Source organism: Pantoea phytostimulans, assembly GCF_046118715.1.
In the GTDB taxonomy this organism is placed as follows: Bacteria; Pseudomonadota; Gammaproteobacteria; order Enterobacterales; family Enterobacteriaceae; genus Pantoea; species Pantoea phytostimulans.
Window position 1 is genome coordinate 3,920,790 of record NZ_CP173698.1, and the last position, 22,513, is coordinate 3,943,302.

Sequence of the window (22,513 nt, forward strand, 5' to 3'; positions counted from 1 at the left end):
TTTGTCGTGTTCAGTGCCGGGTAATGACCCGATACAAGTAAAGAGTTTTAATTTCACAAATCGATTGCGGTCACACTTTATCGTTTGGATTAAGGGTTTCTGTCAACCGTTGTTGCAACGCTTTGCGCATTTCCTCATCAAGCGCCAGGCGATCGCTGTTTGCTAAAATAAACAAATCTTCGACGCGTTCGCCAATGGTGCTGATGCGTGCGCCGTGCAGTGAGACGCCGAGATCGGCGAACACTTCACCTACGCGTGCCAACAAGCCCGGCTGATCGAGCGCCACCAGTTCAAGATAACTGCGCCGATCGGTGTGCGTAGGCAGGAAGTTGACTTCGGTATCAACGCTAAAGTGTTTCAGCTTGGCGGACTGACGGCGAGTGCGTGGCGGAACCCAATCTGATTGGGTAATCGCCTGTTCCAGCGCTTGAATGATGATGGGGTGACGATCCGGTGCCAGTGGGCTGCCGTCCGGTTCCAGCACAATAAACGTGTCCATTGCCATGCCATCGCGGCTGGTAAAAATTTGTGCATCGTGAACGCTGAGGTTACGGCGATCCAGTTCGCCAGCAACCGCCGCGAATAGGTGAGGGCGATCCGGACTCCAGATAAAAATCTCAGTGCCGCCGCGCGTGGCTTGCGGGCTGACCAATACCAACGGTTTAGTCAGATCGTGTCCCATTAAATGTCGAGCGTGCCAGGCAATTTGGTTTGGCGTATGTCGCAGGAAATAATCAGCGCGACAGCGATTCCAAATCTGGTGCAAACGTTCTTCATCGATATTGTCCATGCGCAACAGGGCCAAAGCCTGTAAGCGATGATGGCGCACGCGTTCGCGCAGATCCGGGCTATTTTCCATGCCACGACGCAGCTGTTTTTCCGTCGCAAAGAACAGCTCTCGCAATAAACTCTGCTTCCAACTGTTCCATAAACTTTCATTGGTTGCGCAGATATCCGCTACGGTCAAACACACCAGATAGCGCAGGCGGTTTTCATTTTGCATGATTTCAGCAAACTGTTGAATAACAGTAGGATCCTGAATATCACGACGTTGGGCGGTGACTGACATCAACAAATGATGGCGCACCAGCCAGGCCACTAATTGCGTTTCACGCGAATTGAGCCCATGCAGTTCGGCGAAATCGAGTGCGTCCTGCGCGCCGAGAATCGAATGATCGCCGTTGCGTCCTTTGGCGATATCGTGCAGCAATGCTGCCATCAGCAGCAGTTCTTGCTGCGGCAGACGCGGCCACAGTTCGACGCACAGAGGATGTTGCGGGCGCGTTGCTTCGTTGGCAAAGCTTTCCAGTTTCTGCAACACGCGAATAGTATGTTCATCAACGGTGTAAGCATGAAACAGGTCAAACTGCATTTGCCCGACGATATGTCCCCAAAGCGGCGTATAAGCCCACAGCACGCTATGGCGATGCATAGGAACCAGCGCACGGCTAACAGCACCTGGATGGCGCAAAATGGCCATGAACAGCTGACGCGCTTCGGGAATCTGACATAGCGGTTGCTTAAGATGACGACGTGCATAACGCAAATGGCGCAAGGTTGTGGAGTAGATACCTTTGATATTTTCGTTGCGTACCATGACGTAGAACATGCGCAGAATCGCCTGCGGCTCGCGACCAAACAGGGTTTCATCGCGCAGATCGATCAAGTCACCGCGTAGCTGGAAATCATCATCTATTGGACACGGTTTTTCACTGGTAGAAAGGGCTAAAATCGCTTCATCGAACAGTTGAAGCAGCATGTGGTTCAGTTCGCTGATGCGACGGGTGACGCGATAAAAATCTTTCATCATGCGTTCAACCGGCTCGTTGCCTTCGCCTTGATAATTCAGGCGCTGAGCCACGCTTAGCTGGCGATCAAATAACAAACGGTTGTCATAACGCGTCAGCGAAAGGTGCAGGGCGAAGCGGATACGCCAGAGAAAATCCTGACATTCATTGAGTTCGTTGCGCTCAACCTCCGTGAGGAAGCCAAACCCAACCATTTCATCCAGCGTGGTGGCACCGAAATGGCGTCGCGCAACCCATTGCAGCGTGTGAATATCGCGTAATCCGCCGGGGCTACTTTTAATATCGGGTTCAAGGTTATAACTGGTGCCGTGGTAGCGTTTATGACGCTCTTGCTGCTCTTCAATTTTGGCGGCAAAGAAATCAGAGGAAGGCCAGAACCCATCGCTGAAGACATTTTTTTGCAATTCAAGAAAGAGCGCGACATCGCCAGTCAGCATGCGTGATTCAATCAGGTTGGTGGCGACAGTCAGATCGGACAAACCCTCCAGCAAACACTCTTCCAGCGTTCGGACGCTGTGACCGACTTCAAGTTTGAGATCCCACATCAGGGTCAGCAGTTCGCTGGTGCGCTGCGCCGCCTGTTCGTCGAGTGGCTGACGGCTGAGGATCAGGACATCAATATCGGAAAGGGGATGCAGTTCGGCGCGCCCATAACCACCTACCGCAACCAAGGCGATAGACTTCATGCTGTCAAAACCAAAGAAACGCCACAAACGACGCAGCAGGCGATCGATATACAACGTACGCGCATCGATCAATGTTTCAACCGCTTCACCTGCGTCGAACGCTGCAGCTAAATATTGCTGAAAATTCTCCAGCCGCTGTTTTAGCAGTTCGCGTGTTAGCTGGTCATCATCCCAATGCGCGGGGGAATCTTTTAGGCCATTTTTAACATCATCCGACAGGCTCACACTCATGCAGCTCTTCTCTTCTTTAGCCATAAAAAAACCGGCATAGCGCCGGCCTTTTCTTAAGTGGGGGAATCACCCTTCGTTGACTAACACTGCAGGAATGGTGTCGTCTTTACGCAGGGTTAAAATCTCACAGCCGTTTTCCGTCACCACAATAGTATGCTCGTACTGTGCGGACAAGCTGCGATCTTTGGTTTTCACCGTCCAGCCATCTTTCATGGTGCGGATGCGGTAATCACCCGCGTTGACCATCGGTTCAACCGTGAAGGTCATGCCCGCTTGCAGCACAACGCCGCTGTCGTCTGCATCGTAATGTAATACTTGCGGCTCTTCATGGAAGCCTTTGCCAATGCCGTGACCACAATATTCACGTACTACGGAGAAGTCGTTCGCTTCAACATATTTTTGAATAGCGCGGCCCAGCTCGCGTAAGCGAATGCCTGGCTTGATCAGGCGCAGCGACAGATAAAGGCTTTCCTGAGTGACGCGGCACAGACGCTCGCCCTGAATAGTGGACTTGCCAACAAGAAACATTTTTGAGGTGTCTCCATGATACTCATTTTTGATCACGGTGACGTCAATGTTAATGATATCTCCATCTTTTAGGGGACGATCATCGCTGGGAATACCATGACACACAACTTCATTGATAGAGATGCACACGGATTTCGGGAAACCGTGATAGCCGAGGCAAGCGGAAATCGCGTGCTGCTCGTTGGTGATGTAGTCGTGACAGATGCGATCCAGCTCGCCAGTGGTGACACCCGGCTTTACGTGCTGTTCAATCATCTCCAGCACCTCGGCAGCCAGACGGCCCGCGACGCGCATTTTTTCGATTTCTTCAGGGGTTTTTATTGAGATTGCCATTAAATTAATCCGCATTTGTCGAAAATATCGACAATAATAAATTCTGTGCTGTCATGTTAGCAGCCAGCAAATAGGCTGCCAAATAGAGAACGCGCTGGCCTGAGTTAGCGAACTATTATTGGTGTCTCGGGCGTGATTATGGTATAAAGCGCGCCGACGATTCTCTGTACGACCGTTTTGGTCGGCAGGAAACGCATAACTCTCATTATGTGTAATAAAACACACATGTATCGACACATACGCCGGGGTGCCTTGTAAGAGGTCGGTTGTATGGGATACATGGAGGCCCAACCCCAATCACTCATAGAGGTAATCATGGCAACTGTTTCCATGCGCGACATGCTCAAGGCTGGTGTTCACTTCGGTCACCAGACCCGTTACTGGAACCCAAAAATGAAGCCATTCATCTTTGGTTCACGTAATAAAGTTCACATCATCAACCTTGAGAAAACTGTACCAATGTTCAACGACGCTCTGGCTGAACTGAACAAGATCTCTTCCCGTAAAGGTAAGATCCTGATCGTTGGTACTAAGCGCGCTGCTGCTGAAGCGGTAAAAGAGTCTGCACTGAGCTGCGACCAGTTCTTCGTAAACCACCGCTGGTTGGGTGGCATGCTGACTAACTGGAAAACTGTTCGTCAGTCTATCAAACGTCTGAAAGACCTTGAGACTCAGTCTCAGGACGGTACTTTCGACAAACTGACCAAAAAAGAAGCGCTGATGCGCGCTCGTGAACTGGCCAAGCTGGAAAACAGCTTGGGCGGTATCAAAGATATGGGCGGTTTGCCGGATGCACTGTTTGTTGTCGATGCTGACCACGAACACATCGCAATCAAAGAAGCAAACAACCTGGGTATCCCAGTATTTGCTATCGTTGATACCAACTCTGATCCAGATGGCGTTGATTTCGTTATCCCTGGTAACGACGATGCGATCCGTGCTGTAAGCCTGTACCTGACTGCCGTTGCGACCACTGTTCGCGAAGGCCGTTCTCAGGATCTGGCTGAGCAAGCTGAAGAAGCGTCTTTAGAAAACGCTTAATAAGGTTTGCTCTGCATAAGAGCCCTTAGTATTCAGATGTGATCTGTAAGGGGCCAAGATTGGCCCCTTTATTTTATCTAAGTCTGTAACGCCCCCATTGGGAAGGCGGGACAGAGTAATCTTTCCGCAATAAGTGCCTGCTAGTGCAAATGTACACAGGTACGAACCGAGGATTCTGGAATGGCTGATATTACCGCTGCATTGGTAAAAGAACTGCGCGAACGTACTGGCGCAGGCATGATGGATTGCAAAAAAGCGCTGACTGAAGCGAATGGCGACATTGAGCTGGCAATCGAAAACATGCGTAAGTCTGGCGCAATTAAAGCAGCGAAAAAAGCAGGCAACGTAGCTGCTGACGGCGTGATCAAAACCAAAATCGTTGGCAACTACGGTGTGATTCTGGAAGTCAACTGCCAGACCGACTTTGTCGCTAAAGATGGTGGTTTCCAGGCATTCGCAGACAAAGTTCTGGAAGCTGCTGCGACCGACCGCGTTACTGATGTTGAAGTTCTGAAAGCGCAATTCGAAGAAGAGCGCGTGGCGCTGGTTGCTAAAATCGGTGAGAACATCAACATTCGTCGCGTTGCGATCCTGGAAGGCGAAGAGCTGGGCAGCTACCTGCACGGCGCACGTATTGGCGTTCTGGTTTCAACCAAAGGCGCTAACGAAGAGCTGATTAAGCAGATCGCTATGCATGTTGCAGCGAGCAAGCCTGAGTTTGTTAAACCAGAAGACGTATCTTCTGAAGTGGTTGACAAAGAATACCAGGTTCAGCTGGACATCGCGATGCAATCTGGCAAGCCAAAAGAAATCGCAGAGAAAATGGTTGAAGGCCGCATGAAGAAATTCACCGGCGAAGTTTCTCTGACCGGTCAGGCTTTTGTTATCGACCCAAGCAAAACTGTTGGCCAGGCTCTGAAAGAGCAGGGCGCTGACGTTATCAACTTCATCCGCTTCGAAGTGGGTGAAGGCATTGAGAAAGCTGAATCTGACTTCGCTGCAGAAGTTGCAGCAATGTCTAAACAGTCTTAATGTTCTGAAAGAACCGCCAGAAGGCGGTTCTTTTTTGTCTGTGATTTGCAACAGATACATTTTCAGTCTCATCCCAATAGCAATTTCATTGCGGTAAGCGGATGATCGATCAGATTTTACTTCTCCTTTTCATCATATCTTCCAGGAAGAATTGCCATGGCGACCAACGCAAAACCTGTTTATCAACGTATCCTGCTAAAACTGAGTGGCGAAGCACTGCAAGGCGCCGAAGGTTTTGGTATTGACGCGAGTGTGCTTGACCGCATGGCACAAGAGGTGAAAGAGCTGGTCGAACTGGGCATCCAGGTTGGCGTCGTGATTGGCGGCGGTAACTTGTTCCGTGGTGCTGGTCTTGCACAAGCTGGCATGAATCGCGTTGTAGGCGATCACATGGGCATGCTGGCGACCGTGATGAACGGCCTGGCGATGCGTGATGCGCTGCACCGTGCATATGTTAATGCGCGCCTGATGTCTGCAATTCCACTGAATGGCGTGTGTGACAATTACAGCTGGGCCGAAGCTATCAGCCTGTTGCGGAATAACCGTGTTGTGATTTTCTCTGCGGGTACGGGTAATCCTTTCTTCACCACTGACTCTGCAGCTTGCCTGCGCGGCATCGAGATTGAAGCCGACGTGGTATTGAAAGCGACCAAGGTTGACGGTGTTTACTCAGCCGATCCAGTGAAAAATCCTGATGCGACACTTTACGAACAATTGACCTATGCTGAAGTGCTGGATCAAGAGCTGAAAGTGATGGATCTTGCTGCCTTTACGCTGGCGCGTGACCATAAATTGCCGATTCGCGTCTTCAACATGAATAAGCCTGGCGCGTTGCGCCGCGTAGTGATGGGTGAAAAAGAAGGTACCCTGATTACGCATTAATACCCGAGGCGAGATAAAATAAGGTATATTCTGTCAGCGCGGTGACAATTCATCGCGCACCAGTCAGGATTATCGATGATTATCGATCCCGCTTCCGGTTATGCCGGAACTGGCCAGGTCAAACCGAATCCAAGGGTTTCAACGTGATTAACGACATCAAAAAAGATGCTGATATGCGCATGGACAAATGCGTGGAAGCATTCAAAAACACCATCAGCAAAATACGCACGGGCCGTGCTTCACCTTCGCTGCTCGACGGTATCATCGTCGAATATTACGGCACGCCGACGCCGCTGCGTCAGCTGGCTTCTGTTACCGTAGAAGACTCACGCACGCTGAAAATCAACGTGTTTGATCGCTCACTCGGCCCAGCCGTTGAGAAAGCGATCATGACGTCTGATCTCGGTCTGAACCCAAGTTCAGCCGGTACAGACATCCGTGTTCCGCTGCCTGCGTTAACCGAAGAACGTCGTAAAGATTTGATTAAAATCGTGCGCGGCGAAGCCGAGCAGGGCCGAGTGTCGGTACGTAACGTCCGCCGCGATGCCAACGATAAAATCAAAGCATTGCTGAAAGATAAAGAGATCAGCGAAGACGACGAGCGTCGTACGCAAGACGAGATTCAAAAAATGACTGATGCACACATCAAGAATGTTGATGCTGCTCTGTCAGAAAAAGAGAAAGAGCTGATGGATTTCTAATCCCATCACTGCCAGACAAAACGCCGTACAGATGAAGTATTCTCTCGAATACGCTATCTGGCGGCGTTTTACATTGTGCTTCTTAGCACGGCCTTTTTGACTTCACATGGACAGCATAATGAAGCGACTAACTCTGCTAGGTTCAACCGGTTCGATTGGCGTCAGCACGCTGGCGGTAATTCGCGCTAATCCAGATTTATATCAGGTAACCGCATTAGTTGCCGGCCACAACGTTGATTTGATGGCTGAACAGTGCGCAACTTTTCAACCACGCTATGCGGCGATGGCCGATGAAACTTCAGCAGCGGCGCTGCGTGAACGACTGAGAGCACTCAAGGTAAATACCGAAGTGCTCTCCGGCGTTCAGGCGGCTTGCGAACTGGCAGCATTGGACGACGTCGATCAGGTCATGGCGGCGATTGTTGGTGCATCGGGCTTACTCCCCACGCTGGCCGCTATTCGCGCCAGTAAAACTGTCCTGTTGGCGAATAAAGAATCCCTTGTCACCTGCGGCCGTTTGTTTATGGAGGCTGTACGCCAACATAACGCGCAATTACTGCCCGTCGACAGCGAGCATAACGCCATTTTTCAGAGTTTACCGGCTTCCATCCAGCATCAGTTAGGTTACGCTGACCTCCAGGATAATGGCATTGAGTCGATTATTCTTACGGGATCAGGTGGTCCTTTTCGTGACACGCAATTAACCGATCTGGCGGGTATGTCGCCCGATCAGGCATGTGCACATCCGAACTGGTCAATGGGGCGAAAAATCTCTGTTGATTCAGCCACCATGATGAATAAAGGTCTTGAATACATTGAAGCCCGTTGGTTGTTTAACGCTAGCGCAGCGCAGATGGAAGTGATTTTGCATCCGCAATCGGTCATTCACTCCATGGTGCGTTACTGCGATGGGAGCGTGTTAGCCCAGCTGGGTTCTCCCGATATGCGTACGCCGATTGCTCACAGCATGGCGTGGCCAGCGCGTATCAAGGCGGGCGTCACGCCGCTGGACTTCACCCGCATGTCGGCGTTGACATTCGCAGAACCCGATTATGGTCGCTATCCGTGTTTGAAACTGGCCATTGATGCCTGTGAAGCCGGACAAGCAGCGACCACCACGCTTAACGCCGCCAATGAGGTTGCCGTCGCGGCTTTCCTGAGTCACCAGATCCGCTTTACTGATATTGCGGCACTTAATAGTGAGGTGCTGGCAGCGCAAACGTGTCAGGAACCGGATTCGGTGGACGCAGTCCTTGAAATCGATCGCATAGCGCGCAAAGTTGCAACAGAAATGTTGCCGCGCGTCACGTCATTACGTTGATCGCGCCGAGGCTGTTTGTTCACTTCCGGTGAAACTGGTATAGTCGCTGGCTCGCGTTTCACGGTCTGACACCGAATTCGGTGTGGCCCGACATAGAGTGTCGGGATTTGTACCGAGCGCAATGTATTCAGAAACCACAGCATTTCTGATGAAAGGAATTGATTACGCGTTATGTCGTCTAACAATCAAAACAACACCGATGACCAACAGGGAAACGGTCCACGTCATGTTGCTATCATTATGGATGGCAATGGTCGCTGGGCTAAAAATCAGGGAAAATTGCGTATAACCGGTCATAAAGCCGGTGTGAAGTCGGTACGACGTGCCGTTAGCTTTGCTGTCAGCAACAATTTAGAATCCTTGACGCTGTACGCCTTCAGTAGCGAAAACTGGAGCCGCCCAGCGCAAGAGGTGACTGCCTTAATGGAACTGTTTGTCTGGGCACTCGACAGTGAAGTGAAGAGCCTGCACAAACACAATGTTCGTTTACGTATTATCGGCGATATTAGTCGTTTCAGTGCCCGCATCCAGGAACGTATTCGTCGTTCTGAAATGCTGACTGAAAATAACGATGGTTTGACCCTTAACATTGCCGCCAACTATGGTGGGCGTTGGGATATCATCGAAGGCGTAAAAAAACTGGCAGAACAGGTTCAGGAAGGATTATTACGTCCTGACCAAATTACCGAAGAGAATCTGGCACCGCACCTGTGTATGCAGGATCAAGCGCCAGTGGATTTAGTGATAAGGACCGGGGGAGAGCATCGGATTAGCAACTTCCTGCTGTGGCAAATTGCCTATGCTGAATTCTATTTTACCGATGTTCTTTGGCCTGATTTCGATGAACACGTTTTTGAAGGTGCACTGAATGCATTCTCTCTGCGGGAGCGACGCTATGGCGGCGCTGCACCAGGCGGCGCCTGAGCAATCTGGGGGTAACCTTTGCTGAAGTCTCGTCTGATTACCGCGTTTATTCTAATACCGCTGGTGATTGCTGCGCTGTTCTGGTTACCGCCCGTTGGTTTTGCGATTACAACCATTATTATCTGCATGCTGGCCGCCTGGGAATGGGGGCAGCTTGCGGGCATGGCATCCCGTCAACAACGCATCTGGTTAGCCGTACTTTGTGGCTTATTGCTGTCGCTGATGCTTTTTACACTTCCTCCCTATCAGCATGATGTCCATCTGCCGCAGGTGGAAATTTCTCTTTGGGCGTCATTAGTGTGGTGGGTTGTAGCGCTTTTACTGGTGCTCTGTTATCCCGCTTCTGCAGCATTATGGCGTCATTCGCGCCCGCTGCGCCTACTGTTTGGCATCTTAACCATTATCCCCTTCTTCTGGGGCATGCTTGCACTGCGCCAATATCATTACGACAGCGATCACTTCGCGGGAGCCTGGTGGCTGCTGTTTGTTATGTTTCTGGTATGGGGTGCGGATTCAGGTGCGTTTATGTTCGGCAAACTGTTCGGTAAACATAAGCTGGCACCAAAAGTTTCACCCGGTAAAACCTGGGAAGGCTTTATTGGTGGTCTGATTTCTTCAGCCATCATTGCATTATTATTTGCTAGTCTGGCGCCGTTGAGCGTGCCTGTCGGTACGCTGGTCATTTGCGCCGTCATCGCGACATTAGCATCGGCGCTGGGTGATCTCACCGAGAGCATGTTCAAACGTGAAGCGGGTATTAAAGACAGTGGCAATTTGATTCCTGGCCACGGTGGTATTCTTGACCGCATTGATAGTCTGACCGCAGCCGTGCCGGTTTTTGCCTGTTTATTGCTATTGGTGTTCCGCACCCTCTGAGGACAGGCAAAGATGTTGAGCATACTCTGGAGTTTCGTCGCCTTTATCGTTGCACTTGGCGTATTGATTACCGTGCACGAATTTGGCCATTTTTGGGTAGCGCGCCGTTGCGGTGTGCACGTGGAACGTTTCTCTGTTGGCTTCGGTAAAACACTGTGGCGACGTCAGGATCGTCACGGCACCGAATTTGTTATTGCGCTTATTCCCCTTGGCGGTTACGTCAAAATGCTCGACGAGCGCGTCGAGAGCGTTCCTGCGGAGCTGCGCCATCAGGCTTTTAATAACAAAGCTATATGGCAGCGCGCCTCAATTATTGCGGCAGGTCCTGTCGCAAACTTCATCTTCGCCATCCTGGCTTACTGGGTTGTGTTTATTCACGGCGTACCCGGTGTGCGCCCAGTAATTGGTGAAATATTAAACGGATCGGTCGCTGCTGAAGCGCAAATTGCGCCGGGTATGGAACTTAAGGCCGTTGACGGTATCGAAACGCCTGATTGGGATGCTGTGCGTATGGAGCTGGTAGGAAAAATCGGCGACAGCGCAACCACGTTAACGGTGGCGCGTTTTGGTGAACAGGCAACTCAGCAGAAACAGCTTGATCTGCGTAACTGGCATTTTGAGCCTGATAAGCAAGATCCGATTGTGGCATTGGGTATTCGACCACGTGGACCGCAGCTTGAAACTACGTTGGCAGAAGTGCAGGCGAACTCCCCAGCCAGTGAAGCTGGTTTGCAAGCTGGTGACAGGATCGTTAAAGTCGATGGTCAGCCATTATCGCAGTGGCAGGTTTTTGTCACACAGGTGAGAGATAATCCTGGCAAAAGCATGGCACTTGAGGTTGTTCGTAATGGTGAATCGGTGCAGTTAGCCATGACACCTGAAGCGAAGCCGGGAGCGAAAACGGAAGGATTTGCGGGTGTTATCCCACGTATCATTCCGCTGCCGGAAGAATATAAAACGGTACGACAGTATGGCGCGTTCGCAGCTGTTGGTGAGGCCAGTGTAAAAACCTGGCAACTGATGAAGCTAACTGTTTCCATGCTGGGCAAGTTAATAACCGGTGATGTGAAGTTAAACAATCTGAGCGGGCCGATTTCTATCGCGCAAGGTGCAGGATTGTCAGCAGAGTACGGGATGATTTACTACCTGATGTTCTTAGCGTTGATTAGCGTCAACCTTGGCATCATCAACCTGTTCCCTCTCCCGGTTTTAGATGGTGGGCACTTGCTCTTTCTGGCGATCGAAAAGATCAAAGGTGGACCGGTGTCCGAACGAGTTCAGGACTTTAGTTATCGCATTGGCTCAATCTTGCTGGTGTTGTTAATGGGGCTTGCACTTTTCAATGATTTCTCACGTCTGTAATAGCTGGATAGCGGACAGACGAGGGATGTGTTAGGAAAACGCATAATAACGATGGCGATGAAAAAGTTGCTCATAGCGTCGCTGCTGTTTAGCAGCGCCACCGTTTACGGTGCAGACGGTTTCGTGGTGAAGGATATTCATTTCGAAGGGCTGCAGCGAGTCGCCGTCGGCGCGGCTCTGCTGAGCATGCCGGTACGGGTTGGCGATACGGTGTCTGACGACGACGTCAGAAATACGATTCGCTCGCTGTTCGCTACTGGCAACTTTGAGGATGTTCAGGTCCTGCGAGACGGTAATACGCTGATTGTCCAGGTCAAAGAACGTCCTACCATTGCCAGCATTACCTTCACCGGTAACAAAGCGGTTAAAGAGGATCAGCTCAAACAGAATCTTGAAGCATCAGGTGTTCGTGTCGGCGAAGCGCTGGACCGCACCATGCTCTCTTCAATCGAGAAAGGTCTTGAAGACTTTTACTACAGCGTCGGTAAATACACCGCCAGCGTAAAAGCGGTCGTTACGCCGTTGCCACGCAACCGTGTCGACTTGAAGCTGGTGTTTACTGAAGGTGTTTCTGCAAAAATTCAGCAGATAAACATCGTTGGTAACAAAGCGTTCAGTTCCGATGAACTCATTTCACGTTTCCAGCTGCGCGACGAAGTGCCGTGGTGGAACGTGGTAGGCGATCGCAAATATCAGAAACAGAAACTGGCGGGCGATCTTGAAACCCTGCGCAGCTTCTACCTTGATCGCGGTTACGCACGCTTTAACATCGACTCAACGCAAGTGAGCCTGACGCCAGATAAAAAAGGCATTTACATCACGGTGAACATCAACGAAGGCGATCAGTACAAGATTGCTGGCGTGATTGTGAATGGCAGCATGGCGGGCCACTCGGCAGAAATCGAACATCTGACCAAAATCCCTGCGGGCGAGCTGTATAACGGCACCAAAGTGACGCAGATGGAAGATGATATCAAAAAGCTGCTGGGCCGTTATGGTTATGCCTATCCGCGCGTTGTTACACAGCCGGAAATTAACGATGCTGATAAAACAGTAAAACTGCATATTAATGTCGATGCTGGCAACCGCTACTACGTGCGCAATGTTCGCTTTGAAGGGAACGACACGTCGAAAGACTCCGTATTGCGCCGTGAAATGCGTCAGATGGAAGGTGCATGGCTAGGCAGCGATTTGGTCGATCAGGGTAAAGAGCGTCTGAACCGCACCGGCTATTTTGAGACAGTTGATGTCGATACGCAGCGCGTGCCGGGTTCTCCTGATCAGGTCGACGTGGTTTATAAAGTTAAAGAGCGTAACACCGGTACCTTCAACTTTGGTGTGGGTTACGGTACGGAAAGCGGCGTCAGCTTCCAGGTTGGCGTCACGCAGGACAACTGGCTTGGCACCGGTAATACCGTCGGTATCAGCGGTACCAAAAACGATTACCAGACCTATGCCGAGTTCTCGCTTACCGATCCTTATTTCACGGTTGATGGGGTGAGCTTAGGCGGTCGTCTGTTCTATAACGACTTTAAAGCTGACGATGCTGATCTCTCCGACTACACCAACAAAAGTTACGGTTTAGACGGTACGCTAGGCTTCCCGATTAACGAGAACAACACGCTGCGCGTGGGATTAGGTTATGTACACAACGACCTGTCTAACATGCAACCACAAGTTGCTATGTGGCGTTATCTCGACTCGGTTGGTAAACCACAACAGCTTAACGATGAAGGTGATTTCTCTGCGGATGACTTCACCTTTAACTATGGTTGGACGTACAACACGCTGGACCGCGGCTTCTTCCCAACCGCAGGTAACCGCACTAACCTGAATGGTAAAGTCACTATTCCAGGTTCTGATAACAGTTTCTATAAAGTGACGCTGGACAGCCAACAGTACATGCCGATCAACCAAGATCGTACTTGGGTGCTGTTAGGTCGTGGTCGTGTAGGCTACGGTGACGGCTTGAGTGGCAAAGAATTGCCATTCTATGAGAACTTCTATGCGGGTGGTTCAAGTACTGTGCGTGGTTTCCAGTCGAATACGATTGGTCCTAAGGCCGCGTATTTGAATGATAACTCGTCTACTTGTTCTGGCACGAACAGAATCTGTAACTCAGATGATGCTGTAGGTGGTAACGCAATGGCGATCGCCAGCCTTGAGCTGATTACACCGACGCCGTTCCTGAGTGAGAAATACTCTAACTCAGTGCGTACTTCACTGTTTGTTGATGCCGGTACCGCATGGGATACCAAGTGGGAAAATACTGACGATACACGCGCTGCTGACGTGCCGGACTACAGCGATCCAAGTAACATTCGTGTATCAAGCGGTATCGCTTTGCAATGGATGTCACCGTTGGGTCCGCTGGTGTTCTCTTACGCCCAGCCGATCAAGAAATACGAGGGAGACAAATCAGAGCAATTCCAGTTTAACATTGGTAAAACCTGGTAATGTTCTGAGCATGGATGCATAAGCTAGAGTATTGCCGCCGGGCAGCTGCTAACAGCTGTTCCGGGGCAAACACTGTGTCGCTGACACAAACGTTGATGGTAAGGAGTTTATAGTGAAAAAGTTGTTGTGTGCCGCCGGTCTGGGTCTTGCTTTAGCGGTTTCCGCTGGTGTTCAGGCTGCTGACAAAATTGCAGTGGTAAACGTGTCCAGCATTTTCCAACAGTTACCGCAACGTGCGACTGTTGCTAAACAGCTGGAAAATGAGTTCAAAGGCCGTGCAACCGAGTTGCAAAGCCAGGAGCGCGATCTGCAGACTAAAATGCAGCGCCTGCAGCGTGACGGTTCTACCATGAAGGCCAGCGAACGTAGCCGCATGGAAAAAGACGTCATGTCACAGCGTGAGACTTTCTCAACCAAAGCGCAGGCTTTTGAGCAAGACAATCGCCGTCGTCAGACGGAAGAGCGTAACAAACTGCTGAGCCGTATTCAGGACGCAGTGAAGAAAGTTGCTGATGACGATGGTTACGACGTAGTCATCGACGCTAATGCTGTGGCTTACGCTTCAAACGCGAAAGACATTACTGCAGACGTGCTGAAACAGGTTAAATAATCGATGTCATCTATTCGACTGGCTGATTTAGCCCAGCAGTTGGATGCAGAATTGCACGGAGATGGCGATATCGTCATCTCCGGCATTGCTTCTATGCAATCCGCCACAACTGGCCAAATCACTTTTCTTGCAAACAGCCGTTACCGCGAGCAACTCGCCCTGATTAAGGCCTCAGCCGTGGTGCTGACGGAAGCGGATCTGGAGTGGTGCAACACGGCAGCGTTGGTGGTGAAAAATCCTTACCTGACCTATGCGCGTATGGCGCAGCTGCTTGATACTACACCCCAGCCAGCCCAAAACCTCGCTCCCAGCGCCGTCATCGATCCCAGTGCAAAATTAGGCAACAACGTTTCAGTTGGTGCTAATGCGGTGATCGAGTCAGATGTTGAACTGGGTGATAACGTTGTTATCGGCGCAGGCTGTTTTGTGGGTAAAAAAACACGCATCGGCAGCGGTACGCGTTTATGGGCCAACGTTTCTATCTATCATGAGATTCAAATTGGTCAGGATTGTCTGATTCAGTCAGGCACAGTAATTGGTTCCGATGGTTTTGGTTACGCTAACGATCGCGGCAATTGGGTGAAAATCCCACAGCTGGGTGCGGTAATTATCGGCGATCGCGTCGAAATTGGGGCTTGTACCACCATTGATCGCGGCGCCTTGGATAACACTCTAATCGGCAATGGTGTTATCATAGACAACCAATGTCAGATCGCCCACAACGTGGTTATTGGTGACAATACCGCTGTTGCAGGTGGTGTGATCATGGCGGGTAGTTTGAAAATTGGTCGTTACTGTATGATTGGCGGTGCCAGCGTCATTAACGGCCATATGGAAATCTGTGACAAGGTGACCGTGACCGGTATGGGCATGGTGATGCGTCCTATTACAGAGCCTGGTGTATACTCCTCAGGCATTCCGCTACAACCTAACAAAACCTGGCGTAAAACTGCAGCGCTGGTGATGAACATCGATGAAATAAGCAAACGCTTAAAAGCCATCGAACGCAAAGTCGGTAAAGACTAAGCGGCATCCCAAACCTGCCCGGCTTTCATAATAAAAGTGTTAAGCAGGAAGCCAGGCGCCACGGAACCTATTTGCGGCCTGCGGAAGATCATGTTGATCTGTGCAGGCCGTGTTATTGATGTCATCAGATTTTTAGGACAGGAAGAGTATTTTGACTACTGAAACTCATACTCTGAAAATTGAAGAGATTTTAGAGCTGCTGCCGCACCGCTATCCGTTTTTGCTGGTTGACCGTGTGCTGGAATTTGAAGAGCACAAATACCTGCGTGCAGTGAAGAACGTTTCCGTAAATGAACCGTTTTTCCAGGGCCATTTCCCTGGTAAACCGATTTTTCCTGGCGTTCTGATCCTTGAAGCGATGGCGCAGGCTACCGGTATTCTGGCGTTTAAAAGCGTCGGCAAACTGGAGCCGGGCGAGCTGTATTACTTCGCCGGTATCGATGATGCGCGTTTTAAACGTCCAGTCGTACCGGGCGATCAAATGATCATGGAAGTCACTTTCGAAAAAACCCGCCGTGGCCTGACTCGCTTCAAAGGCGTGGCGACCGTCGACGGTAAAATCGTTTGTGAAGCAACCATGATGTGTGCCCGCAGCCGGGAGGCATAATTCGTGATTGATCCAACCGCCAACATCCATCCCAGTTCTGTCATTGAAGATGGGGCCATTATTGGTCCCAATGTTCACATCGGCCCGTTCTGCTTTATTGGGGCAAATGTGGAGATTGGTGAAGGAACGGTACTTAAATCGCACGTGGTCGTTAACGGCCATACGCGCATTGGTAAAGATAACCAGATCTATCAGTTCGCCTCGATTGGTGAAGTAAATCAAGATCTGAAGTACGCCGGTGAGCCGACTCGCGTTGAGATTGGCGATCGCAACCGTATTCGCGAAAGCGTCACCATTCATCGTGGCACCATCCAGGGGGGTCACGTCACGACACTGGGTAGCGACAACCTGCTGATGGTTAATGCGCATATTGCGCATGATTGCGTAGTCGGCAATCGTTGCATTTTTGCTAATAATGCAACCCTTGGCGGTCATGTAACCGTGGATGATTTTGCCATTATTGGTGGCATGACGGCCGTGCATCAGTGGTGCACTATCGGTGCACATGTGATGGTTGGCGGTTGTTCAGGCGTGGCACAAGACGTGCCCCCTTACGTGATCGCGCAGGGCAACCACGCGACACCGTTTGGTATCAATATTGAAGGTCTGAAACGCCGTGGCTTCAGTAAAGAGTCACTGCACGCGATACGCAATGCATATAAATTGCTTTATCGTAGCGGAAGAACGCTGGATGAAGTGAAGCCGGAAATTGAAGAAATCGCTAAGCAGCACAGCGAAGTGCAGCCATTCTATGACTTCTTTGCCCGCTCAACCCGTGGATTAATTCGCTAATTCATGTCATCGCGTCCTTTAACGATAGCCATAATCGCCGGAGAAACCTCCGGCGATATTCTTGGCGCAGGCCTGATTCGTGCGCTTAAAGCGCGTCATCCTAATGCCCATTTCGTTGGTGTAGCGGGTCCGTTGATGCAAGCGGAAGGCTGCGAAACCTGGTACGAAATGGAAGAGTTGGCGGTGATGGGAATTGTGGAAGTGCTGGGTCGCTTACCGCGCCTGCTAAAAATCCGCCGCGATTTAACCCAACGATTTATCGATCTTAAACCGGATGTGTTCGTCGGTATTGATGCACCGGATTTCAATATCACGCTTGAAGGACGATTGAAGCGAGCGGGGATCCGCACTATTCATTACGTCAGCCCATCGGTGTGGGCATGGCGGCAAAAACGTGTATTCAAAATCGGTCGCAACACCAATCTGGTGTTGGCATTTTTACCGTTTGAAAAAGCTTTTTATGATCGCTTTGATGTACCTTGCCGTTTCATTGGCCATACCATGGCTGATGCTATGCCATTACAGCCAGATAAGCTTGCTGCTCGCCGCTACCTGGGTATTGCTGATGATGCGCTCTGTCTCGCGCTATTGCCTGGTAGTCGTGGGGCAGAAGTCGAGATGTTAAGCGGCGATTTTCTAAGAACAGCCCAACTGCTGCGTGTGCAATATCCTGCGTTGGAAATTGTTGTACCGCTGGTCAACGCAAAGCGCCGTGAACAATTTGAGCGGATAAAAGCCGAAGTTGCCCCAGAATTGCCTATGCATCTGCTGGATGGCAAAGGGCGTGAAGCAATGATTGCGAGCGATGCCGCATTGCTGGCATCGGGAACTGCCGCACTGGAATGTATGCTGGCAAAATGCCCCATGGTTGTTGGCTATCGCATGAAGCCTTTCACTTTCTGGTTGGCGAAACGGCTGGTAAAAACGCCGTATGTATCGTTGCCCAATTTATTGGCCGGACGTGAACTCGTTAAAGAGTTGCTGCAAGATGAATGTCAGCCTGAAGCGTTGGCGGCGGCTTTAGAGCCGTTGCTGCACCCCGGTGTTGAGCGCGACGAGTTGCTGAACAATTTCCATGAATTACACCAACAGATCCGCTGGAATGCCGATGAGCAAGCGGCGGATGCGGTACTGGAGATCGCTGATGTCTGATTTTATCTATCCTATTGCTAGCCTTATCGCGGGTGTAGACGAAGTCGGGCGTGGACCATTGGTTGGTGCGGTAGTTACCGCTGCGGTGATTCTCGATCCGGCGAAGCCGATCGTGGGTTTAGCTGACTCGAAAAAGTTATCCGAGAAACGTCGGCTGGCGTTGTATGACGAAATCAAAGAGAAGGCGTTGTCATGGAGTTTAGGCCGCGCTGAACCAGAAGAGATCGATCAAATCAACATTCTGCACGCCACCATGCTCGCGATGCAACGCGCAGTAGCGGGGTTGTCGATAATGCCCGATTATGTCTTGATCGATGGAAATCGCTGCCCGGCGTTACCCATGCCTTCGCAAGCAGTAATAAAAGGCGACAGCTTGGTGGCAGAAATTAGCGCCGCATCCATTATTGCTAAAGTGACGCGCGATCGTGAAATGGCCGAGTTAGATCTGCTGTTTCCGCAATATGGATTTGCTCAGCATAAAGGCTATCCAACTGCGCTGCATATGGAAAAACTGACGCAGTACGGTGCGACACCGCACCATCGCCGCAGCTTTGCGCCGGTGCGTAATGTCCTTATCGACGCCGAAGTACTGGCTACGTGCCAGACAACCACGCTTTAATAGCCTGACACTGTTTTAATCGGAAACTGATATGGCTGAACCTCGTTTTATACATTTGCGTGTCCACAGCGACTATTCGATGGTCGATGGCTTGGCGAAAACCGGGCCATTGATCAAGAAAGCGGCTGCTTTGGGTATGCCTGCTATTGCGATTACCGACTATACCAACCTGTGCGGGTTAGTGAAGTTCTATGGCAGCGCGCATGGCGCAGGGATAAAGCCCGTAATCGGTGCTGACTTTAGCGTTGCCAGCGAACTGATGGGCGATGAATTAACGCAGTTGACAGTGTTAGCCAGCAACAATGTCGGTTATCAAAATCTTACTTTACTCATTTCGCGTGCCTACCAGCGTGGTTATGGCATTGCCGGCCCAGTCATTGACCGTGACTGGTTGGTTGAGTTACAGGAAGGCTTAATTCTGCTTTCAGGGGGACGCTGTGGTGATGTGGGCCGCTGCCTGTTACGTGGTAATACCGGTCTGGTTTCGCAATGCCTGAATTTTTATCAACAGCATTTTGCCGATCGCTATTATCTTGAGCTTACACGCACCGGACGTCAGGATGAAGAAAGCTATCTGCATGCAGCCGTTGAGCTAGCCATCGCCGAAGGCATTCCAGTCGTAGCGACCAACGAAGTTTGCTTCATTAATGAAGAAGATTTTGACGCACACGAAATCCGCGTTGCTATTCACGATGGTTACACGCTGGATGATCCTAAACGTCCACGCAAATACAGTCCTCAGCAATACATGCGTAGCGAAGAGGAGATGTGCGAGCTGTTCTCGGACATTCCTGAAGCGCTGGAAAACAGCGTAGAGATTGCTAAGCGTTGTAACGTTACGGTGCGGTTGGGCGAATACTTCTTGCCACAATTTCCGACCGGCGAAATGACCACCGAAGATTTCCTGGTAATGAAGTCGCGTGAAGGGTTAGAAGAGCGTCTCGAATTCTTGTTCCCAGACGAAGCCGTTCGCGTTGAGAAACGCCCAGAATATGATGAACGCCTGGAAATAGAGCTTAACGTAATCAACCAGATGGGCTTCCCCGGCTACTTCCTGATCGTAATGGAATTTATCCAGTGGTCGAAAGATAACGGCGTGCCCGTCGGGCCGGGTCGTGGTTCTGGTGCTGGCTCTTTGGTGGCGTATGCACTAAAAATTACCGATCTCGATCCGCTGGAGTTTGATCTGCTATTCGAACGCTTCCTCAATCCGGAACGTGTATCGATGCCAGACTTCGACGTCGACTTCTGTATGGAGAAGCGCGATCAGGTTATTGAGCACGTTGCCGATATGTATGGCCGCGAAGCGGTATCGCAAATCATCACCTTCGGTACCATGGCGGCAAAAGCGGTTATTCGTGATGTAGGGCGTGTATTGGGCCATCCATACGGTTTCGTTGATCGCATTTCTAAACTCATTCCACCTGATCCTGGCATGACGCTGGAAAAAGCATTTGCTGCTGAACCGCAGTTGCCAGAAATTTACGAGGCGGATGAAGAAGTCCGGGCGCTGATTGACATGGCGCGCAAGCTGGAAGGCGTGACGCGAAATGCCGGTAAACACGCCGGTGGTGTTGTTATCGCACCCACTAAAATCACCGATTTTGCACCGCTTTATTGCGATGAGAACGGCCAGAATCCACTGACTCAGTTTGATAAAAATGATGTTGAATATGCTGGCTTGGTGAAGTTCGACTTCCTTGGCCTGCGTACGTTAACCATCATTAACTGGGCGCTGGAAATGATCAACGCCCGACGCGAGAAGCAGGGCGAGCCGCCCATCGATATTGCGGCGATTCCGTTAGAAGACAAAAAAAGTTTCGATATGCTGCAGCGCGCGGAGACCACAGCGGTTTTCCAGCTTGAATCGCGCGGCATGAAAGATTTGATCAAACGCCTTAAGCCTGACTGTTTTGAAGACATGATCGCATTGGTGGCGCTGTTCCGTCCTGGGCCGCTGCAATCGGGCATGGTGGATAACTTTATCGACCGTAAACATGGTCGCGAAGCGATTTCCTATCCAGATATTCAGTGGCAGCACGACACGCTGAAGCCAGTGCTGGAACCGACTTATGGCATCATCCTGTATCAAGAACAGGTGATGCAGATCGCCCAAGAACTTTCCGGTTATACCCTTGGCGGTGCAGATATGCTGCGTCGCGCGATGGGTAAAAAGAAACCGGAAGAGATGGCCAAGCAGCGTTCTGTCTTTAAAGATGGCGCGGAGCGGATGGGCGTCGACGGCGAGCTGTCGATGAAAATCTTCGACCTGGTCGAAAAGTTTGCTGGCTACGGCTTTAACAAATCGCACTCCGCTGCTTATGCATTGGTTTCCTATCAAACGCTGTGGCTAAAAGCGCACTATCCAGCCGAATTCATGGCAGCGGTAATGACTGCCGATATGGATAACACAGAGAAAGTGGTTGGGCTGGTGGATGAATGCTGGCGCATGGGACTGAAGGTCTTGCCGCCAGATATTAACTCTGGCTTGTATCAGTTCCATGTTAATCCAGAAGGAGAGATCGTTTACGGTATTGGCGCGATCAAAGGCGTCGGCGAAGGCCCAATCGAAGCGATCATTGATGCGCGTAACGAAGGTGGCTATTTCCGCGAGCTGTTCGATCTCTGTGCGCGCACTGACACGAAAAAAATCAACCGTCGCGTGATGGAAAAATTGATCATGTCCGGTGCGTTTGATCGCCTTGGCCCGCACCGCGCCGCGCTGATGAGTTCGCTCAGCGATGCGCTAAAAGCTGCCGATCAACATGCCAAAGCCGAAGCGATTGGCCAGGCAGATATGTTTGGTGTATTGGCGGAAGAGCCGGAGCAGGTTGAAAAGTCTTACGCGAGCGTCACACCGTGGCCTGAACAAGTCCAACTGGATGGTGAACGTGAAACGTTGGGACTGTATCTTACCGGTCATCCCATCAACCAGTATTTGAAAGAAATTGAGCGCTATGTCGGCGGTGTACGTCTTAAAGATATGCATCCCACCGATCGTGGTAAAATTACTGTCGCGGCCGGTCTGGTGATTGCCGCGCGTGTAATGGTGACTAAGCGCGGCAACCGAATTGGTATTTGTACTTTGGACGATCGTTCCGGTCGTCTGGAAGTCATGTTATTTACCGATGCGTTAGATAAATACCAGCAGTTGCTGGAGAAAGACCGTATCCTGATCGTCAGCGGACAGGTCAGCTTTGATGACTTCAGTGGAGGCCTTAAAATGACCGCCCGCGAAATCATGGACATTGACGAAGCACGCGAAAAATATGCGCGTGGTCTTGCTATCTCGCTGACGGACAGGCAAATTGATGACCAGCTATTAAACCGACTCCGCCAGTCCCTGGAACCTCATCGATCAGGGACCATTCCGGTGCATCTCTACTATCAGAGAGCCGACGCGCGTGCCAAGCTGCGCTTTGGTGCAGCGTGGCGAATTTCGCCCAGCGATCGTTTACTTAATGATCTGCGGTCGTTGATCGGATCGGAGCAGGTAGAACTGGAGTTTGACTAAAACAGGAACAT

18 protein-coding genes are annotated in these 22,513 nt (G+C 50.7%); 16 read left to right on the forward strand and 2 right to left on the reverse strand.

Annotation, left to right across the window (positions count from 1 at the left end; translation table 11 throughout):
* Positions 1-70: 70 nt before the first annotated feature.
* Positions 71-2,725, reverse strand: coding sequence for a bifunctional uridylyltransferase/uridylyl-removing protein GlnD (glnD, locus tag ACF2G4_RS18135; RefSeq protein WP_215847573.1), 2,655 nt, complete (start codon positions 2,723-2,725; stop codon positions 71-73).
* A gap of 66 nt (positions 2,726-2,791) precedes the next feature.
* Positions 2,792-3,586, reverse strand: a complete 795-nt coding sequence (gene map, locus ACF2G4_RS18140; protein ID WP_215847572.1) for a type I methionyl aminopeptidase — start codon at positions 3,584-3,586, stop codon at positions 2,792-2,794.
* A gap of 315 nt (positions 3,587-3,901) precedes the next feature.
* Between map and rpsB the strand changes: the two genes are divergently transcribed.
* The 16 genes from rpsB to dnaE all read left to right on the forward strand — a co-directional run bounded on the left by rpsB (position 3,902) and on the right by dnaE (position 22,502).
* Complete coding sequence (rpsB, locus tag ACF2G4_RS18145) at positions 3,902-4,627, forward strand: 30S ribosomal protein S2 (protein ID WP_243078550.1); 726 nt, start codon at positions 3,902-3,904, stop codon at positions 4,625-4,627.
* A gap of 180 nt (positions 4,628-4,807) precedes the next feature.
* Entirely contained in the window at positions 4,808-5,659 is an 852-nt protein-coding gene (gene tsf, locus ACF2G4_RS18150; protein ID WP_215847571.1) for a translation elongation factor Ts, read from the forward strand.
* 156 nt (positions 5,660-5,815) lie between these two features.
* Positions 5,816-6,541 carry a UMP kinase gene (gene pyrH / locus ACF2G4_RS18155; protein ID WP_128084920.1) on the forward strand — a complete coding sequence of 242 codons (726 nt, stop codon included), beginning with the start codon at positions 5,816-5,818 and terminating at the stop codon, positions 6,539-6,541.
* A gap of 143 nt (positions 6,542-6,684) precedes the next feature.
* A complete protein-coding gene (frr, locus tag ACF2G4_RS18160; RefSeq protein ID WP_215847570.1) occupies positions 6,685-7,242 on the forward strand; it encodes a ribosome recycling factor in 558 nt (185 codons plus the stop codon).
* 118 nt (positions 7,243-7,360) lie between these two features.
* On the forward strand, positions 7,361-8,563 hold the full coding sequence (gene ispC, locus ACF2G4_RS18165) for a 1-deoxy-D-xylulose-5-phosphate reductoisomerase (RefSeq protein WP_332625532.1): 1,203 nt from the start codon (positions 7,361-7,363) through the stop codon (positions 8,561-8,563).
* 171 nt (positions 8,564-8,734) lie between these two features.
* Positions 8,735-9,487 (forward strand): (2E,6E)-farnesyl-diphosphate-specific ditrans,polycis-undecaprenyl-diphosphate synthase, encoded by a 753-nt coding sequence (ispU, locus tag ACF2G4_RS18170; RefSeq protein ID WP_243078547.1) that lies wholly within the window; start codon positions 8,735-8,737, stop codon positions 9,485-9,487.
* Positions 9,488-9,505: 18 nt separating this feature from the next.
* Complete coding sequence (cdsA, locus tag ACF2G4_RS18175) at positions 9,506-10,363, forward strand: phosphatidate cytidylyltransferase (protein WP_215847568.1); 858 nt, start codon at positions 9,506-9,508, stop codon at positions 10,361-10,363.
* A gap of 12 nt (positions 10,364-10,375) precedes the next feature.
* A complete protein-coding gene (gene rseP, locus ACF2G4_RS18180) occupies positions 10,376-11,725 on the forward strand; it encodes a sigma E protease regulator RseP (protein WP_215847567.1) in 1,350 nt (449 codons plus the stop codon).
* A 51-nt stretch (positions 11,726-11,776) separates the two neighbouring features.
* Positions 11,777-14,182, forward strand: a complete 2,406-nt coding sequence (bamA, locus tag ACF2G4_RS18185; protein ID WP_215847566.1) for an outer membrane protein assembly factor BamA — start codon at positions 11,777-11,779, stop codon at positions 14,180-14,182.
* Positions 14,183-14,294: 112 nt separating this feature from the next.
* Positions 14,295-14,792: a molecular chaperone Skp gene (gene skp, locus ACF2G4_RS18190; protein ID WP_215847565.1), complete on the forward strand. Its 498-nt coding sequence runs from the start codon at positions 14,295-14,297 to the stop codon at positions 14,790-14,792.
* A 3-nt stretch (positions 14,793-14,795) separates the two neighbouring features.
* Positions 14,796-15,818, forward strand: coding sequence for a UDP-3-O-(3-hydroxymyristoyl)glucosamine N-acyltransferase (gene lpxD / locus ACF2G4_RS18195; protein WP_409075260.1), 1,023 nt, complete (start codon positions 14,796-14,798; stop codon positions 15,816-15,818).
* A 151-nt stretch (positions 15,819-15,969) separates the two neighbouring features.
* Positions 15,970-16,425, forward strand: a complete 456-nt coding sequence (gene fabZ, locus ACF2G4_RS18200) for a 3-hydroxyacyl-ACP dehydratase FabZ (RefSeq protein ID WP_031375286.1) — start codon at positions 15,970-15,972, stop codon at positions 16,423-16,425.
* Between the two features lie 3 nt (positions 16,426-16,428).
* Positions 16,429-17,217, forward strand: coding sequence for an acyl-ACP--UDP-N-acetylglucosamine O-acyltransferase (gene lpxA, locus ACF2G4_RS18205; protein WP_215847563.1), 789 nt, complete (start codon positions 16,429-16,431; stop codon positions 17,215-17,217).
* A gap of 3 nt (positions 17,218-17,220) precedes the next feature.
* A complete protein-coding gene (gene lpxB, locus ACF2G4_RS18210) occupies positions 17,221-18,369 on the forward strand; it encodes a lipid-A-disaccharide synthase (protein WP_409075261.1) in 1,149 nt (382 codons plus the stop codon).
* Positions 18,362-18,988 (forward strand): ribonuclease HII, encoded by a 627-nt coding sequence (gene rnhB / locus ACF2G4_RS18215; RefSeq protein ID WP_243078544.1) that lies wholly within the window; start codon positions 18,362-18,364, stop codon positions 18,986-18,988. The genes lpxB and rnhB overlap by 8 nt, the downstream gene beginning before the upstream one ends.
* A 31-nt stretch (positions 18,989-19,019) precedes the next feature.
* Positions 19,020-22,502 (forward strand): DNA polymerase III subunit alpha, encoded by a 3,483-nt coding sequence (gene dnaE, locus ACF2G4_RS18220; protein WP_409075262.1) that lies wholly within the window; start codon positions 19,020-19,022, stop codon positions 22,500-22,502.
* Positions 22,503-22,513 lie beyond the last annotated feature (11 nt).